Below are 18,479 nucleotides of genomic sequence, written 5' to 3' on the forward strand. Positions count from 1 at the left end.
TAAAAAGCAAATGTATCATAACTGTTCACGATTGCGTAAACATTTATTCTTATGCTTATGTGACATAAGGAAAATCAACAAAGTTTGCAAGCCCCTTTAAAAAAATCTCGCAATTTTTTGTGAAGAAAAAAGCGTTTTTTACAAAGGAAATTTTGCCCAATGCTCAAGACTATGATCACGATAGTCTTTTATGTTATCAACACCGTCTTGTTGCATCATCTGCAAAATCTCTTGCAGAATAGTTATGACAAGATTTGGACCTTCATAAACCATCCCACTATATAATTGAATTAAATCTGCACCAGCTTTTACTTTTTCCAAAGCGGTTTGTGCGTCCTTTACACCGCCAACACCAATAATGGCAATCTCCTTCCCTAATTTTTGACGCATTTTTGCAAGCACAATAGTAGAACGCTCAAAAAGTGGACGTCCAGAAAGCCCCCCCTCTTCATTACTGAGGTGGCTATTGCTAAGACCTTGGCGTGAAAGAGTTGTATTGGAAACAATCAGTCCATTAAAATCAGAAAGTTTTATTTCTTCAGCAACATCATCTAATTCTTTCTCTGATAAATCGGGGGCAATTTTTAAAAAAATGGGAATGGAAAATCCATGCTTGTTCTCTTGCTCCTTTCGCGCTTGCGAAACTGCACTCAACAAAAGATGCAAACTGTCACGGGCCTGTAAATCACGTAAACCTGGTGTATTAGGAGAAGAAATATTAACCGTAAAATAATCAGCAACATCATAAAAATGAGCAATACCAACAGTATAATCATCAATCTTATCGACCGTATCCTTATTGGCTCCAATGTTGACTCCTATAACACCAGTTTTTTTACACGCACGCAATCTGTTGTAAACAACTTGATGTCCATCATTATTAAAGCCCATTCTATTAATAATCGCTTCATCTTCTTTTAAACGAAAAAGCCGTGGTTTAGGATTTCCAATCTGAGGCTTTGGTGTCACTGTCCCAATTTCAGTAAAACCAAATCCTAAACGAAAAATACCATCCATAACCTCTGCATTTTTATCAAATCCCGCTGCGAGACCAATAAAATTTTCAAACGCAAGCCCAGCAACAGTTACACACAAACGTTTATCGATAACCTTTTGACAGCCATTTAATCCACTTTTCAGCCCGAGAATCGCTAAACTGTGTGCTTGCTCTGGATCCAACATAAATAAGGCAGAACGGCCAATACAACGAAAAAAACTCATCAATCCTTCTCCACAACATAAAAATAATCCATCGCACCTCACCTATATCTTTTAACACAAAAGATCACCAATCAAAGAGAGCATATTATCCAAATAATATTCCCCTTCTAGAAGAAAATTCATTACACAATAGCCATACATGTTTATTTGATGTATACTGTGTAAGAAATTTTTATTCTTAAAAAACGTTTCTCTTTTTCGACATTTTTTAAAGATTAAAATGTGAATCCTAATCTTATAGAATGCAGCATGAATTGAAACATCAATGGCTCTTCACCATAACCATGGTTTTGTGACATCTCATGCAGGAAAGCTCATAGTTCTCTTAAAAATGCACGCAAATTATCCCTATTCCCACAGTTCCTTTGAATATTGTTTTCAATAGAAACAGAGCTTGCTCTATAAAGCTATTTTTTCCTAGCATTTATAGAATAAATAGTTCATAAAATTATCTAAATCCATACTATTGTTGCGCTATTTATTAGCAACAGGGTATTCAATCATTTGTACTCTATTGATAAAATTTTGAAGAAACTGCATTGTTTGCTTTGCCATTTCTGATGCGCTAAATACAATTTTGCATCTATAAGTGCTCTGTCTAACATATATTTTAAGTAATGACAGTTGATCATTGAACTCCCACCTATCATACCAACGATTTCCAAACCAAAATGATCTTGCAAGCCCTAGAGCTCTGCTATTTATAAACTAATACAATCTTCCAGTAGATGAAATGTGTTTCTTCCATCAGAATTATCGCCATTTTAGCTCATGCACCCCAGTAAAAATAGCTTTTAGATAAGCCATAATGCCCTCCTAATTGCCATTATCGCTTACTAAATTAAGAGGAATTAAATTATAAGTTTTCTCCTGCCTCATCTATCTATTTCTTCCATCAATACTGAAATATATTTTTTATTTTACCAATATATGTACTTCATTACTGCTCATTTTGTGGTATTCTGTAAAAATATTTCTTTTTAATGTTATCATAAAAATCTTGAAGCAATTATATAAATTAAGCTATAGTTTTCTGCTTTCTTTTAAAAAAAGCAGATATAGTTTTTATCAAAAAAGCTTTTTTCTAGGCAATGTTCTATGTACATTCAAATAGAGCCCTAATGCTCTTTATTAAACCTTATAAAGTTCTTTGAAAATAATATTAATATTGTAATATAATCCTAAAAATAAAATCTGCCCTTTCCTTTTTCATCAAAAGCGGTAAGTAAATTACCGTATATCGCTTACATAAAGGGGAAAACGCAATGCTGAAAGAATTCAAAGAATTTGCCCTAAAAGGTAATATGATTGATCTTGCTATCGGTGTGATTATAGGGGGCGCTTTTGGTAGCTTGGTCAACTCAATTGTCAATGATATTTTTATGCCAATCATTGGACTGATTACAGGTGGAATTGATTTTTCTAATATGTTTATTCAACTTGCTGGTGAAAAACAAGCAACATTGAGTGCCGCCAAAGCAGCTGGAGCAACCATTAGCTATGGACACTTTATTACTTTACTTATCAATTTTCTCATTATTGCTTGGGTTCTTTTTTTATTCGTTAAAGCTATGAATAAAATCCGTAGAAAAGAAGAAGAAAGCCCAAAAAAAACGTCTTCAGAAGAACAACTTTTAACAGAAATTAGAGATCTTTTGGCTAAGAAAAAATAATTTTATACAAGATTTACATCATGGAACACGAGGAAAAAACATTTCCACAGTTGTTCCATGATTGGGTTTTGAGAACAATAAAAATTGTCCTCCTCTTTCTTCCACCATTGCTTTACACATTGGGAGGCCTAAGCCTGTTCCTATAAAAGCGCTATCACCAGATCGGCCATCTTTGCGCTCTACTTGACCATAAGGTTTCAGTGCCTGCACAATCTCTTCTTCGTTCATCCCTATACCATTATCACTCACTGAAATTTTTACACGTTCTTTTCTATAAGAAACGTGAACAATGATCTGTCCACCCAAAGGTGTAAAACGAATAGCATTGGAAAGAAGATTCCATATAATCTGGCGAAACACTTGTTGTGATACAGGAATAAATGGAACATGAGGTGGAGCAACAATACGCATGATAATGCCGTTCTGATTGGCTTGAGTTTCAAGAAAAGCTATCGTCGCACGTAAACAAGATATCACATCAAATGTTTCAGAAATAATGGAAGAATCAATCTGGTTATTGGAACCAGAATAATTTATCTTCGAGCACTCTAGTAATTGATTAATCAGCAATAATATATGTTTTCCAGAGGAAATAATATCGCGTAAATATCCACGATAGCGCTCATTTTCTATCGAACCAAAACGGCCTTCTCTCATAATTTCTGCAAAACCAATAAGAGCATTCAAAGGTGTTCGTATTTCATGAACAACCCCAACAATTTTATCCTCTTCTGCTTTTTTTCCTCCTGATGGAACTGTTTGTGTCCTATCACGCAACATAACAGCATAATTGCCTTGCTGTGCCAAAAATACAATCGTTATCAAAACGGTTATATTTTTATGATTTTTCGTCATTAAATCAGCTGTTTCTCTGCGATTTAAAACCTGATTTTTCCCCTCCACACGGATTGATTTAAAATATTTTTCAACAAAAAATCGGCTTTGCAAAGTAAATAATGAAGAGAGTGGCTGCCCTCGTAGTTCATTTATTTCATAACCCATTAATGCTAAGGCTGCCCTACTTGCTGATTGAATAAAGCCCTCTTCATCCAACCATAAAACACCATCTGTTGCTGTATCCAACAATGATAAAACTGCTGCGGGCTCTTTTATGAGAGCTTGTTCTATAGCATTTACCGGCAATGTTTGTGTATATGGTAACTGAATAGCTGTTTCTTCAACTAATTTTTTTTCTTTTACCGATGAATTCAATTCATCACGTAATTTCTCTGCAATTTCATGAAAAGCTGAACGTTCTATCTCCGTAAGACATGGCATTTCTGTTTCCAGCTTTTCATCTCTTTTTTCTTGGACTTTTTTTCGTATTTTTAAAACACCAAAGCCACGAAACCCCTTAAGCTGCTTTTTAACATCAAAAATTGGCAAAGCCGACAACTCAACATCAAGCCATTGTAAGCAACCATCAACAGGCCATTGAACAATCTCTTTACTCCAAGGCATAGCAGCTTCAATAAAATGACTGAGAACCAGATATCGATCATCATTAAATTGATGAGCAAGCTCATGAAAGCTACATCCTAAAATAGAGGAAGAGAGAGGACCAACAACTTCAGCTAGCTCTTTTGAGACTTCACAAAATAAACCATTATGATCGATTTCCCAAGTAAAAGGCCGAGGCAAAAGCTCTGGTGTAAAACGAAAAGCTCCTTGCTGACATTTTAATTCATTTGTATTTAACTTCAATTCATCTGCTTTTAATGGCATAACTAAAACTAAAAAGTGTTGGATTTACTCTCAAATAAATAATGCTAATTTGTTTACAATTACCTGTTCTGGTTAAAATAACTTGATATCTCATATCAATTGTCTGTAGCAAAATTTTGACTGTTTCATCAACAAAACAAGAATAAAAAGAATCCTCCAACTCCTGTTACTTATTCACCGATTATTGTAACAAATCTTGTTACAATAATGGTAACATCTCCCTCGCATAAATAGGACTCAAAAAGAATACACTTATTTTACGCATTCATGTGCCTGTTTTAAAAAGATATCTCCCAAGCTCCCCAAGCTTATTTTACGACGGCATCCGTAAATGGTGTAATGTAAAGGCCCCCATAACAGATAGCAAGGCATTGTACATTAAGCAAAGCATTGTACATTACATTTTTATGCTTATATAAAGAGCTGGTTAGGACCATCATTATACTAATTTTAACCCCTAATGTCACCAATAGTTCTTGGCATTTGAAGGCGTTCATAAGCGGCATTTTTATTTCTTTTTTTTAACTTTTTTACCCCTACATTATTATGATGCGCAAGAAAATCGTTTTATTTGTTTCAACAGAAACAAATTTGAAATGAAAAAATCTTACGATATTTGAAACTTTCATTCAATACTTATAATGATAAATTATTATTATAAATCAATAAATTGCATTATAAAAATAGAAATTAAAATTTCTTTTTCAAATAAAGTTTCTCGTAAGAACACCTTTCTTGTACCAATAATATCAAATAATAACAAATTTAGCATAGTGCTTTAAAGCACCCAATGCAACAAAACTTGCATATTGGATACTCTTCTTATGATGCTCTCCATAATCCCCAAAAGACCTTTCTTTCATCAGAACCGCTATAGGAAGAGAAAACAAAAAAATATACCACTGCATTATTTAACCAAAGAACTTTTCTGCAATCAGAAAAGAGAACAAAAATCATCTGTTCTCATACAAAGATTTGTTTAATTTCTTTACATTCCAGATCATCTAGAAATGTTAAAAATATCTCCCCTTTTGGTATCAGCAGTCAAAAGATCGCTTTTGCTTTATTACTCTCCACTCAATTTTTTAATATTATTATAAAAATAAATACATGGTCACATCTGCTTTGAAAAATAAAACAAGCATTCGCTATTTAAATAATAACTGTCAAACATTTTAAAAATCGCATATTTTAAATCGCACATTTTAATATGCTTTTTTATTTCCCTGCATTGAGTAAAATTTCACGTTTTCCCACATGATTAGCGGCTCCAACAATGCCTTTTTCTTCCATCCGCTCAACAAGAGAAGCTGCTTTATTATAGCCGATTGAAAGTCGGCGCTGAATATAAGATGTTGAACATTTTTTATCACGCATAACAATCTTTACAGCTTGATTATAAAGCTCCTCTCCCTCTTCATCAAAATTTTCTTCCTCAGAAACTTCAACCGTTGAATCGGCAGAAGCATCCTCTTTGTTATCATCTTCGTTATCTGTGACGGTTGCTAAATAATCAGGTTTTCCTTGCAGTTTAAGATGTGCAACAATGGATTCAACTTCTTCATCAGAGACAAACGGTCCATGAACGCGTACAATACGTCCCCCACCTGCCATATGAAGCATATCTCCTTGACCTAAAAGCGTTTCAGCACCTTGTTCACCTAGGATCGTACGACTGTCAATTTTTGATGTCACTTGAAAGGAAATGCGGGTAGGAAAGTTCGCTTTAATTGTCCCTGTGATAACATCAACAGAAGGGCGCTGCGTTGCCATAATAAGATGAATACCAGCCGCACGCGCCATTTGTGCTAAGCGCTGAATGGCATTCTCTATTTCTTTCCCTGCCACCATCATGAGATCAGCCATCTCATCAACAATCACAACAATATAAGGAAGCTGCGTCAGATCCATGGCTTCTTCATGATAAAGCATTTCCCCTGTTTCCTTATCAAAACCCGACTGTACAGTACACATGATCGTTTCACCTTTTTGAGCCGCAAGTGCAACACGTGCATTAAAACCATCAATATTACGTACACCTAACTTAGCCATTTTGCGATAACGCTCTTCCATTTCACGAACCGCCCATTTTAAAGCTGTTACTGCTTTTTTAGGATCTGTTACAACAGGTGTTAAAAGATGTGGAATGCCATCATAAACAGAGAGCTCTAGCATTTTAGGATCAACCATGATCAAACGACACTGTTTTGGTGTCATACGATAAAGAATCGACAAAATCATTGTATTAATTGCTACAGACTTTCCTGATCCTGTTGTTCCTGCAACCAATAAATGAGGCATTTTTGCTAATTCTACAATGACCGGCTCACCACTAATCCCTTTCCCCAAAGCAAGAGCAAGTTTAAATTCACTTTCACGAAAAGAACGTGTTTGAATTAATTCCCGTAGATAAACGGTTTCACGAACCGCGTTGGGTAACTCAATCCCAATAACATTCCGTCCAGGAATGACAGCAACGCGTGTAGAAATAGCAGACATAGAACGCGCAATATCATCAGAAAGATTAATAACGCGCGATGACTTTACACCCGCAGCAGGCTCAAATTCATACATTGTAACCACTGGACCTGGATGTACATGGATAACTTCACCCTTAATGCCAAAATCTTCCAAAACACTTTCCAAAAACCCAGCACCGCGTTCCAATGTTTCCTGAGGAATCATCGTACCTTCATGAAAAACAGGTTCCTGTAATAAATTGATTGGAGGAAACTCATAAGCATCACTGTCAATAGATTGAATATTTTGCATAAAAGCAGAATCATAATTGCTTAATGGCACGCGGGCAGATTGCAATATTTTCGTTTTACCGTTTGCTTGCATCACAGACAAATCTTTTAAATTTGGTGTGACATTCTTTGTTATGCAATCGACAATATTATTGGTTTTTTTCGTCTCTATACTAGACTCAGCGTCGCTTAGTGCCTCAGTATCGTTTAACGCCCTTGCATTACTTAACGTATGAGCGGAATCTTCAACAGAAAGCTTAGAATGACATTCTTTAGTAATATCATTATTTGTATGCATTAAATCAGAAATTTGCTCAACGCCTCGCATTCTTTCCGCTGGAGATTCCGATGTAATGGAATCATAGAGTTGCGGAAAGCGGTATTCAAGAACACGGTAAAGAGCAGTTATTGACTCATCAAAGACAGAAGGAATATCGGATGTAATTTTATTTGTCGTGTCAATCGATGTTTGATCCTCTTTTGAAGTTTGAGTATCCATATGTTCAAATATCAAAGATACGCATTCAAAAAATGCATCATCGGAAAGATGCCACGCAGGATTCATTTTTTGTAGCACATTTTCTACTTGTAATTTATGCTCTTGTTTACCCTCCTCAAGAGGGATATTTTCTGATGGTATACGAGTAACTTGTCGTGACAACTGCTTCAAAACTGTTGAATGACAAACCGACGTTTTATTTTCTATTGATTGAGGATTAATGACTTTTTTTGTCGATGAAACGCTTGTTGTTTTCTTGTTACAACGTACAATATCTGTATCTGTAATTTTTTTTTGATCTTGCTTCGTAAAAATTTTAAACTGCTTTGCAAAAACTGGATCTGTTTCTATACGACGACGCAAAATCTCAACTTCTGGGGTTCGCGTGAAACGGACATTTTTTCCGAGGGTAAATGCCTTTTTCCATACTTCCGGATAAGGAAATATCTCAGTAATCTTAACAGATAAATCTTCTCTTGATGCACCTTTCGTACCATCATCAGAAAAAGAAGGCGTAGAAATAGATTTTGTTTTCGAATTATGCATGGCACCCAACAAATTTATAGCAATGAGAAAAATAACCTTTTCAAAAAGAATTCGTAGAAACTATCATACGAAGGTTAATAACCTTTTGCTGATGGTTACTTTTTAATGAAAAAAAATAATGCCATAATGCATATTCATAATCTCTCTTCTGCATATTTACGATATAAATTGTCTCGTTTATGATGTCATAGAGCTCGTATTTCATTTTTTTTGAAGAAAACTTCAGGATAAAAAAGCTTCAAGAAAATTATCTATAGCTCTCTTTCTCTCTCATTTCATAAAAGCAATTAGTCCTAATAATACAAATGGGTATATAAGCATTGCTCTGTTGAATTCTCCATGCTCAGTTATCATGATACAATCTAATTTCTCGCGTTTTTATAAGATTACCCTTGTTATCCTCGTTTAAAACGGCTTAGACTAAGATAATCATAATTAAATAAACACAAATAGAAAAAAGGGAGTGAATTATGTTTAATAAACGGAAATTTTATATCAATGGTCTATGGGAGGACCCAAGCACTCCTCACGATTTTGACGTCATTAATCCATCAACAGAAGAGGCTTGTGCTGTCATTAGCCTTGGAAGTACAGAAGATGCCGATAAAGCAATTAACGCAGCTAAAGAAGCGTTTCAAAAATGGAAAACAACGTCACCAAGTGAGCGTCTTGGGTTCGTTGAAAAAATTCTAAATATCTATGAAAAACGCTCTAAAGAGATGGCAAAAACCATTTCAATGGAAATGGGAGCACCTATTGATATGGCACTTAATGCGCAAACCGCAACTGGCAGTTCCCACATTCGCAATTTTATCGAAGCTTATAAAGAGTTCTCGTTTCAAGAAACTTTAATAAAGGGAAATGAACAAGCAATTCTTCACTACGACCCTATCGGCGTCGTAGGATTAATTACGCCATGGAATTGGCCCATGAATCAAGTAACTCTTAAAGTTATCCCTGCTCTCTTGGCTGGCTGTACCATGGTATTAAAGCCCTCTGAAATTGCGCCTCTTTCTGCTATGCTTTTTGCTGAATTTTTAGATGAAGCTGCGCTCCCTGCCGGTGTTTTTAATTTAATCAATGGTGATGGTACAACTGTCGGCTCTTACCTCTCAGCACATCCAGATCTAGAAATGATTAGCTTTACTGGTTCAACTAGAGCAGGAAAAGATATTTCTAAAAATGCTAGCGCTACTTTAAAAAGAGTCTGTCTGGAACTTGGGGGAAAAGGAGCGAATATTATCTTTGCTGATTCCGACTCAGATGCTATTCAACGTGGTGTGCGACATTGCTTTTATAATAGTGGACAAAGCTGTAATGCACCCACTCGTATGCTTGTGGAACAAAGCATCTATGACAAAGCCATAAAAATAGCTAAAGATATTGCAGAAACAACAAAAGTAGGACCAAATTGCCAAGAAGGAAATCATATTGGTCCCGTCGTTTCAAAAAAACAATATGATAAAATTCAAGATCTTATCCAATCGGGAATTGATGATGGTGCAACTCTTGTTGCAGGCGGAACTGGTTTACCAAGAGGAATTGAACGCGGTTATTATGTCCGTCCAACAGTCTTTGCTGATGTAAAACCTCATATGCGTATTTTCAAAGAAGAAATCTTTGGTCCAGTTCTCTCGATTCTTGCTTTTAATACAGAAGAAGAAGCTGTCGCTTTAACGAATGACACTGAGTATGGTCTTACAAACTATATTCAATCACAAGATCGCAACAAATGTCGTCGTATTGCGGCACAAGTACGCTCTGGTATGGTAGAAGTTAACGGGCATGGATTACCCAGTGGAAGCTATTTTGGAGGTGTAAAATTTTCTGGACGCGCCCGTGAAGGGGGACATTGGGGAATTAAAGAATTCCTCGATAGTAAAGCAATTTCGTACTGGTAAAATCTTATTAAAAACTTAATAGGAATCGTATGGTAATACAAAAAATAACGGATGAAGGTGCTCTTGGGCAACGTCTTGATCAGTGGCTAGCAAAACAATATCATAATGTGTTCTCACGTTCACGTTTGCAAACCCTCATCCGTGAAGGCTATCTTAAAATTGATGGTCAATTCATAAAAGAACCAAAAACAAAATTAAGACCTAAGCAAATAATTGAATTGGCAATGCCTGACCTTCGTGATGCAGAACCTAGTGCTGAAGCTATTGCATTGGACATCCTTTTTGAAGATGATCATATCATTGTTATTAACAAACCAGCAGGTCTTGTTGTTCATCCTGGCAATGGAAATTGGACCGGTACGTTGGTTAATGCCCTTATTTATCACTGTGGTAATAGTTTATCTGGTATAGGTGGTGTTAAACGCCCTGGCATTGTCCATCGTCTCGATAAAAATACAAGTGGTGTTATGGTTGTTGCAAAAAATGATCTGGCTCATAAAAGTCTCAGTGCTCAATTTTCTGATCATGGACGTACCTGTGCATTAGATCGACGCTATCATGCCTTGATTTGGGGGACACCTCACCGCAATGTTTGGACAATTGATGCATCACTTGGCCGTTCGCCCCACAACCGAACAAAGCAAGCTGTTATCCATAACCAAAACCCTTATGCTCGTCATGCTGTTACACATTTTTCTTTGCTAGAAAAATATGGCTCTCATGCAGACTCAACATCTTTTGCTAGCCTTCTGGAATGTCGCTTGGAAACTGGACGCACCCATCAAATCCGTGTTCATATGGCTCATATTGGGCATCCACTCATAGGCGATACAGTTTATGGAAACGCCTTTAAAACAAAATCAAACGCATTCAACCCCACTATTAGAAATGCAATCGATCAACTCAACAGACAGGCACTTCATGCCGCAAGTCTCACTTTTGAACACCCTTCTACCGGTAAAGTTATGTCGTTTTCCGCACCACTACCTCAAGATATGGCTAAACTTATTAAGCATTTTAAAAAAATGAATTGAAACTTTTCTCCTTCTCAAGATTTCACAATAAAATATCTTTTTTTGAACAAAATTGAAAAATATGCTAAAGTGAATGTACACAGGTGTTACTATCTGAAACATAGAATTTGCCTTATCAGGGAATTCAGACAAAAGGAGGGTGCTATTATGGCCCATATGAATTTGTTATCAGTAACCGCAGGCGATGGTGGATTAAACCGTTATTTGGAAGAAGTACGTCGTTTTCCAATGCTTGATCCAAAAGAAGAATATATGTTAGCTCAACGTTACCGTGAGCATAATGATTTAAAAGCAGCGCATAGGCTAGTAACCAGTCATTTGCGTCTTGTAGCTAAAATCGCGATGGGATATCGCGGCTATGGACTCCCCATTGGGGAAGTCATTTCAGAAGGCAATGTTGGACTCATGCAAGCTGTTAAGCGTTTTGAGCCAGAACGTGGTTTTCGTCTTGCAACCTATGCAATATGGTGGATTAAAGCATCAATCCAAGAATATGTATTGCGGTCTTGGAGTTTGGTGAAGATGGGGACAACAGCTAATCAAAAGCGCTTGTTTTTTAACCTTCGTAAATTAAAAAGTAAACTTCAAGCACTTGATAACGGTGATCTCAATGCAGAACAAGTAAAAGAAATTGCAACTCAGTTGAATGTCTCAGAAGATGAAGTTATATCAATGAACCGCCGACTTGGTGGTGACACTTCACTCAACGCACCCCTTCGTACAAAAGAAGGGGAAAATAGCGAGTTGCAAGATTGGTTGGTGGATGAATCTAACGATCAAGAGCAAGTTTTAATTGAAAAAAGTGAATTGGAGAATCGTCGTTCCATGCTTATAAATGCCATGGACAATCTCAATGAACGTGAAAAACGTATATTCAAAGCACGTCGTTTAAATGATATACCATTAACTCTAGAAGAACTCTCTGGTGAATTTAACATTAGTCGAGAACGAGTAAGGCAAATTGAAATGCGTGCATTTGAAAAAGTGCAAAATTCTATCAGAGATTCCGCTTTATCTCAAAGTCAAGTATAATACTTTAGAATTAGGTATGAAGCCAATTGTTTGCGCATTTTTAAAGTAGAAATGAGAAAAGCGTATATTGGCTTTGTACTTGTAAATTAGTCTGTAGAATCCTTTGAGTTATAGTACAATTTTATTAAGCGTGTTTGATATAACTAATAAAAATCAATATCGAGAAATAACCTTTTATTTTATTTGCATCTATGTTTTATTTTTCTGATCAAGAACTGTTAACTTATCTTGTTGTGCAAGCCATTGTCCAATAACTTTATTGAAAATAGACTCACCTGTTGGTCCTTTTGCAAAAGTTAATTCATTTATACGTCCGTTTTTATCCGTTAACACTAAACGCACCCAATCTAATTCTCGCATCAATTGCAAATTTCGATCAAGAAATGGATGATTACCACTCAATGCAACAAGAAAAAAATCATCGTTAATTTTTGTAGAAATAGTTCTTACTAAAGGCTGCCCAATAGATTGTTCACTTGCTTTAAAGGTTAATGCTTGAACACTGCTTATAGCTTTCCCTGAGAATTTATCAGAAAGAATAAAAATAAGATCCATAATATATGCAGCAGGAAATGACCGATCGGTATTGCGACGTAAAATTAACCGTAATGATAGCCCTTCATCAGGAATTGTTATATCACCTTGTATGGCTGTTTCTTCTGGAGCCCCCTTCACATAAGACTCCTTTATAAGCGTCCAGCGAACACTTCCGGTTGCTATCTTTTCTGCATCATAATTTGTACGTGCTTGATAAAAAACAGCTTCACCTAATTTATCAAGAGATTGCAAATTGCTGGAAACAACGGTTGAGACTCCTTCTTCATCCGAAGAATCTGTCGCTTGTTTTAAACCGACATCAATTTCACTCCCATCCTCTAATAAACGTTGTGTTAACTTTCTCTTAACCGAAAGTGCCTTTGGTACTTCGTGAGAAACTTGAAGATTTTCTCCTAACACTTGATGATCATTTGATACAAATACACGCCCACCAATAAAAAAAATACCAATAGTAAAAACAGCAAAACTAACAACAGAAACAGCACTTATCACAATACGCCTTTGCACCAATGATTTATTAGCACGACGTAAAGCCTGAGAAAAAATATGCGAAACAATATGAGGATTATCTTCTTGCGACGAAGAAATCTTTAACTCACAGCTATTAACATGCTGAGAAGGTACATCAGCCTCCATATTAACAGGCTCTGCATCTGGTATATCTGATACCCAAGGCTCATCAAATAACTTGCTATCCTTTGGATGTGTAACAAAATCCTGCTTTCTTTTTATGTCTACCACTGAAAATTCATTATTCTTTGGTAATATAGTTTTTTTTGTATATTTCTTATCTTCGTTTATATTTGTGGGATCCCATCCAATAACTGAAGAAAGCAACTTCTTTTCAACTGCTAAATATTCTTCTTCAACAGTTGCAATAGCACTATGAAGAATCTTTCTTTGTTCATCTGCTATTGCTTGTGGTATTTTTGCTGTTACAAATTGATATTCTAGTGTTTCGATAGCCCGTTTATAAATTCGCTTACGCACTTGTGATGTAACATTATTTTGTGCATTAATTGCCTTTTTTAAGATTCCAACGAAATCTACCATTTCCTCTATAATCTCTCTTAAACTAAGCAAAGAACCCCTAGAACTCAGGCTAAAACAGCTTTATTTTAGGCTCATAAGTTTATTGTCATTTATATTGGTACAACTATTGTCATAGTGTAAAATGAATATGAAAAATAAACAATGTCATTTTACACCTTTCTTTCACGCACTCTTAAAAGCTCTTTTTGTTAAAAGATATAGAAGTGAACAAAAGATCTATATGGAAACCTAAAAATAATAATCAATTTGCAAAAGGATCTGTAATAAGAATAGTATCTTCGCGTTCTGGACTCGTAGATAATAAAGCCACTTTTGTGTTAATCAGTTCTTCAATATAGCGTATATATTTAACAGCCTGCATTGGTAAATCTTCCCACCTCAATACATGGGCTGTTTTTTCCTTCCAACCTTCTAATGTTTCATAAATAGGCTTCACACGGGCTTGGGCTCCCATGGAAGAAGGTAAATAATCAATCCTTCTACCATCAAGCTCGTAACCAATACAAACTTTTATTTCATCCAAACCATCCAAAACATCAAGTTTTGTCAATGCTATACCTTGAACACCGCAAACTACTACCATCTGACGGACTAAAACAGCATCAAACCAACCACATCGACGCTTTCGACCCGTTACAACACCAAATTCATGCCCACGCACTCCCAGAAATTCACCAATATCATTTATCTGCTCTGTAGGAAAAGGCCCTTCTCCAACACGTGTGGTATACGCTTTTGCAATACCCAAAACATAATGAATTGCACTAGGTCCCATCCCTGAACCTGTACATGCCTGCCCAGCAACTGTATTCGATGATGTTACGTACGGATAAGTTCCAAAATCATTATCGAGTAAAGCACCTTGCGCACCTTCAAAAAGAATGTGTTTCCCTCCTCGATAACCTTCATCTAAAAGACGCCACGTACAATCCATAAAGGGCAAAACTTTATCCGCAACTTGCATCAATTCATCATAAAGCGCTTGAGAATCAATCTCTGCAACACCCATCCCACGACGCAAAGCATTATGATGCCTCAAAAGCCGCTCAATCTTAGCCATGAGTGTATCTTTTTCTGCTAAATCCATCACTCGGATAGCACGACGTCCCACCTTATCTTCATAAGCCGGTCCAATACCACGCTTTGTTGTACCAATCTTTAAACCAGATAAACCGCTTTCTCGAATTGCATCAAGATCACGATGCAAAGAAAGAATCAAAGGAGCATTTTCAGCAATACGTAAAATTTCCGGTGTGATTTTCACGCCCTGATCACGTAGTTTTTTTAACTCTGCTACAAAATGATGGGGATCAACTACAACACCATTCCCAATAATTGATAACTTCCCACGAACTAAACCCGATGGTAAAAGTGATAATTTATAACTAACTCCATCAATAACCAATGTGTGGCCAGCATTATGCCCCCCCTGATATCTCACCACGATATCTGCTCGCTCAGACAACCAATCTACAATTTTACCTTTGCCTTCATCACCCCATTGTGTACCGACAACAACTACATTGGCCATAACTTTCTCCGTCGTGTTTAGTCAAAAAAACCAGCATTCAAAAACAAACACTTCTTTATAACGAAACCTTAGAGCAAGTGCGACTCCTCATTTCAGATTTTTCTCAATCTTCAAGTGATTAAATTTTCAAATTTATGATAATAAAGATAAGCAAATACCAAAATATTTTAAATCTGTCATTTTTGCTACAAAAAGTAAAAAAATAGAGATTTTAATTTGTGCGTATCCAACACCTGACAGAGCATTTATTCCTCCTCTTAATCTTTTACAATTCATGTAATATTTAGAGGCTGTTTGTCTGATACAAGAATACGAAAGATCATCATAATCTCTCGTATCCTTTTTCTGTTTAAAAACACCCTGTGAAAATCACCAGTAATTATTTAAAGCTGTGCTTTTTCAACTTGGAACGCCCACTCAAGCCATTGTGTTAAAATTTCAAGATCGGAAGCCTCAATTGTTATACCCGCCCAAATTCGAAGCCCCGGAGGAGCATCGCGATACGAACCAATATCATAAGCAACTCCTTCCTCATCAAGACGTTTCACAACCGCTTTTATGAAAGATACTCGCTTTTCCGTATCCAAAGCAGTAATCACTGGATCCACAATATCTAAACAAATAGCGGTGTTAGAACGCACTTCAGGATCTTTTGCCAAATATTCTAACCATGGTGTTTTGCGAACAAAAGCATCAAGTACAGAAAAGTTTTTCTCCACCCGTGCTCTTAATGCCGCTGCACCTCCTAGAGATTTTGCCCACTTCAACCCATCAAGAAAATCCTCAACACAAAGCATAGAAGGTGTATTGATTATCTTTCCTTTAAAAATATCTTCGTTCAATTTTCCATTTTTTGTCATATAGAAAAGTTGAGGCATAGGCCAAGCTGGAACATAATTCTCAAGCCTCTCAACAGCACGAGGACTTAAAATCACCATACCATGCGCAGCCTCACCTCCCAAAACTTTCTGCCATGAAAAAGTAACAACATCTAATTTTGAAAAATCAAGATATTGCGCAAAAGCTGCAGATGTTGCATCACAAATGGTCAATCCAGCCCGCTCATGGGGAATGAAATCTGCATTAGGAATACGCACACCAGAAGTTGTCCCATTCCATGTAAAAACAACATCACGATCAAAGTCAAGTTGTGTTAAATCTGGTATTTCACCATAAGGAGCTTCAAAACGACGCACATCAGAAAGCTTTAATTGCTCGACAACATCTTTATTCCACCCAAATCCAAAACTTTCCCACGCCGCCATATCAATGCCACGCTCACCTAATAGAGACCATAGAGCAGCCTCAACAGCACCGGTATCTGAACCTGGCATAATTCCTATACGATGATCAGAAGGAACCTCAAGAATCTCACGGGTTAAATTAATAACTTCAGCAAGTTTTAATTCTGCTTCTCTAGATCTATGTGAACGCCCAACTAATGCATTTTTAAGAACATCAAGAGTCCAACCAGGCCGTTTGCTACAAGGACCTGAAGAAAAATTAGTATTATTGGGACGACTGCTTGGTTTTTGTAACATTATCATTATTTCTCCCCTTTTAGATGTTTTTTTCTTTATAAAGAAAAACAAATTATTATAAAGACTAATCAATAATCTTTTTAGAAAAAAGTCAAAATACTTTCTATTATTTCGTATGCTTAAAATTCACGGAAACTTTATCAAAAAACCTTTCTTAATCATGCTTCTCGATTGATTCTTTTAATTTTTTGTATCATCACCACGATAAGACAGCATTCTACTAACAATACACTAACGCATCCAATATGCCTATCAAATTTATTTTATGATAAAGATTCATTGATAACTCTCTAGAATAGGGAGATAAACTTATTAAAAAATCAATTATTTTTCTTTTGATGACTGGACAGAGAAAATTTTAATGTTATAACCGCAAGCGCTTTATATTTTTTATGAAGCATGCCCAGATAGCTCAGTTGGTAGAGCAGCGGACTGAAAATCCGCGTGTCCGTGGTTCGAATCCGCGTCTGGGCACCACTTTTTATTTTTCCTTATTTAGTATCTTGTTTTATTATATTTTTTAAACATGATGGATTCGTAAATAAAGGTTAGGGAATAGGATTTTGTGACATGCCTCTCAAGTATTGCGAATCAGTTTTTTTAAAGGGCATAATCGACTTCTTAATTAAATAAATCTGAATGCGTATCTGTCCTATCAAAATGGACACGCTTTTCATCAACTATATAAATTAATAACCAATCGGGTTCTATATGAAGATCTCGATGAGACTTCTAGTTTCCTTGTAATATATGATCATTTAAAATAGATAGCAATTGCTTCTTATGAATTAGAAGTTACATAACTTCTGTGAACTTTCGCATATCTTTTCCACGCTTTTTTGCTCATTTTACATCCTTTTTAAACTTTCCTGAATAACTCACTGAACGCATAATCAGATATCCAGTTGCTTAATAAAATCAGCAATATTTTCAGCATAAAAAACATCTTCATTGCTATCGCTTTTATGAAAAATTTCAAGCGTTTCTTTATTGAGTATCTTATTATTTTCAACGTACACACGAATAAGATCACGTAAAATTTGAGATGCTGGACGGTGTTTTATTTCAGCTATAGCCATAAATGCGCTTTTTAGATTCATATCTACTTTAGCTGCTATAAGTCAATTTTTTCACTCATAATATTTCCTCTTTAAGAATTTTAATGATTAACATTATTTAGCTTAGTTAAAAAAATTAACTTAGTTAAACATAGTGTTACTTATCATTAATATTAATTTCTTTTCTTAAAGAAAAAGTTTTTCAACTTTTTGTTAGCCACTTTTTGAGGTGTGAGAAGCTATTCTCTACGGCGTCCACGAAACGGGAAAAATCTATTACAAACATAAAGACAATAAAGGCAATCAATTTCATGATGCGTGACATCATCTTTAAACCTTGATAGGTTTCTATCATCT

The 18,479-nt window shown here is 35.9% G+C and carries 11 protein-coding genes, 1 tRNA gene and 1 pseudogene; 5 read left to right on the forward strand and 8 right to left on the reverse strand.

Features of this window, described 5'->3' with window-relative positions; genetic code table 11:
• Nucleotides 1-138: 138 nt before the first annotated feature.
• A complete protein-coding gene (locus tag ACFIJ8_RS01410; protein WP_375638759.1) occupies nt 139-1,221 on the reverse strand; it encodes a quinone-dependent dihydroorotate dehydrogenase in 1,083 nt (360 codons plus the stop codon).
• A 1,265-nt stretch (nt 1,222-2,486) separates the two neighbouring features.
• Here ACFIJ8_RS01410 and mscL point away from each other — a divergent pair.
• A complete protein-coding gene (gene mscL, locus ACFIJ8_RS01415) occupies nt 2,487-2,894 on the forward strand; it encodes a large conductance mechanosensitive channel protein MscL (RefSeq protein ID WP_026500234.1) in 408 nt (135 codons plus the stop codon).
• 18 nt (nt 2,895-2,912) lie between these two features.
• Here the strand turns inward: mscL and ACFIJ8_RS01420 are convergent, their stop codons facing one another.
• Nucleotides 2,913-4,619, reverse strand: coding sequence for an ATP-binding protein (locus ACFIJ8_RS01420; protein ID WP_375638761.1), 1,707 nt, complete (start codon nt 4,617-4,619; stop codon nt 2,913-2,915).
• Between the two features lie 1,218 nt (nt 4,620-5,837).
• On the reverse strand, nt 5,838-8,414 hold the full coding sequence (locus tag ACFIJ8_RS01425; RefSeq protein ID WP_375638763.1) for a DNA translocase FtsK: 2,577 nt from the start codon (nt 8,412-8,414) through the stop codon (nt 5,838-5,840).
• A gap of 470 nt (nt 8,415-8,884) precedes the next feature.
• On the opposite strand from ACFIJ8_RS01425, the gene ACFIJ8_RS01430 reads away from it, so the two are divergent.
• The 3 genes from ACFIJ8_RS01430 (at nt 8,885) to rpoH (ending at nt 12,381) form a co-directional block, all read left to right on the forward strand.
• The gene (locus ACFIJ8_RS01430) at nt 8,885-10,315 is read left to right on the forward strand and encodes an aldehyde dehydrogenase family protein (RefSeq protein WP_375638765.1); all 1,431 of its coding nucleotides are present in this window, start codon (nt 8,885-8,887) and stop codon (nt 10,313-10,315) included.
• 29 nt (nt 10,316-10,344) lie between these two features.
• Nucleotides 10,345-11,349 carry an RluA family pseudouridine synthase gene (locus ACFIJ8_RS01435; RefSeq protein ID WP_375638767.1) on the forward strand — a complete coding sequence of 335 codons (1,005 nt, stop codon included), beginning with the start codon at nt 10,345-10,347 and terminating at the stop codon, nt 11,347-11,349.
• A 147-nt stretch (nt 11,350-11,496) separates the two neighbouring features.
• Nucleotides 11,497-12,381, forward strand: coding sequence for an RNA polymerase sigma factor RpoH (gene rpoH / locus ACFIJ8_RS01440; protein ID WP_273787846.1), 885 nt, complete (start codon nt 11,497-11,499; stop codon nt 12,379-12,381).
• A gap of 189 nt (nt 12,382-12,570) precedes the next feature.
• Here the strand turns inward: rpoH and ACFIJ8_RS01445 are convergent, their stop codons facing one another.
• From ACFIJ8_RS01445 to ACFIJ8_RS01455, 3 genes are all read right to left on the reverse strand, one after another.
• Nucleotides 12,571-13,992: a hypothetical protein gene (locus tag ACFIJ8_RS01445; RefSeq protein ID WP_375628297.1), complete on the reverse strand. Its 1,422-nt coding sequence runs from the start codon at nt 13,990-13,992 to the stop codon at nt 12,571-12,573.
• Nucleotides 13,993-14,233: 241 nt separating this feature from the next.
• Nucleotides 14,234-15,523, reverse strand: a complete 1,290-nt coding sequence (locus tag ACFIJ8_RS01450) for an adenylosuccinate synthase (protein ID WP_375638770.1) — start codon at nt 15,521-15,523, stop codon at nt 14,234-14,236.
• Between the two features lie 383 nt (nt 15,524-15,906).
• Nucleotides 15,907-17,070, reverse strand: coding sequence for a phosphoserine transaminase (locus ACFIJ8_RS01455; RefSeq protein ID WP_273787843.1), 1,164 nt, complete (start codon nt 17,068-17,070; stop codon nt 15,907-15,909).
• Nucleotides 17,071-17,465: 395 nt separating this feature from the next.
• Between ACFIJ8_RS01455 and ACFIJ8_RS01460 the strand changes: the two genes are divergently transcribed.
• Nucleotides 17,466-17,541: transfer RNA gene (locus ACFIJ8_RS01460), tRNA-Phe, on the forward strand.
• A gap of 144 nt (nt 17,542-17,685) precedes the next feature.
• Here ACFIJ8_RS01460 and ACFIJ8_RS01465 read toward each other — a convergent pair.
• Together ACFIJ8_RS01465 and ACFIJ8_RS01470 are read right to left on the reverse strand one after the other, a co-directional pair.
• A pseudogene (locus ACFIJ8_RS01465) lies at nt 17,686-17,784 on the reverse strand (type II toxin-antitoxin system YafQ family toxin); the annotation flags it as partial.
• A 173-nt stretch (nt 17,785-17,957) separates the two neighbouring features.
• A complete protein-coding gene (locus tag ACFIJ8_RS01470) occupies nt 17,958-18,143 on the reverse strand; it encodes a hypothetical protein (protein ID WP_375638772.1) in 186 nt (61 codons plus the stop codon).
• Between the last annotated feature and the right edge of the window lie 336 nt (nt 18,144-18,479).

The organism is Bartonella sp. MF74HXZ (genome assembly GCF_042194445.1).
GTDB classification, from domain to species: domain Bacteria; phylum Pseudomonadota; class Alphaproteobacteria; order Rhizobiales; family Rhizobiaceae; genus Bartonella; species Bartonella grahamii.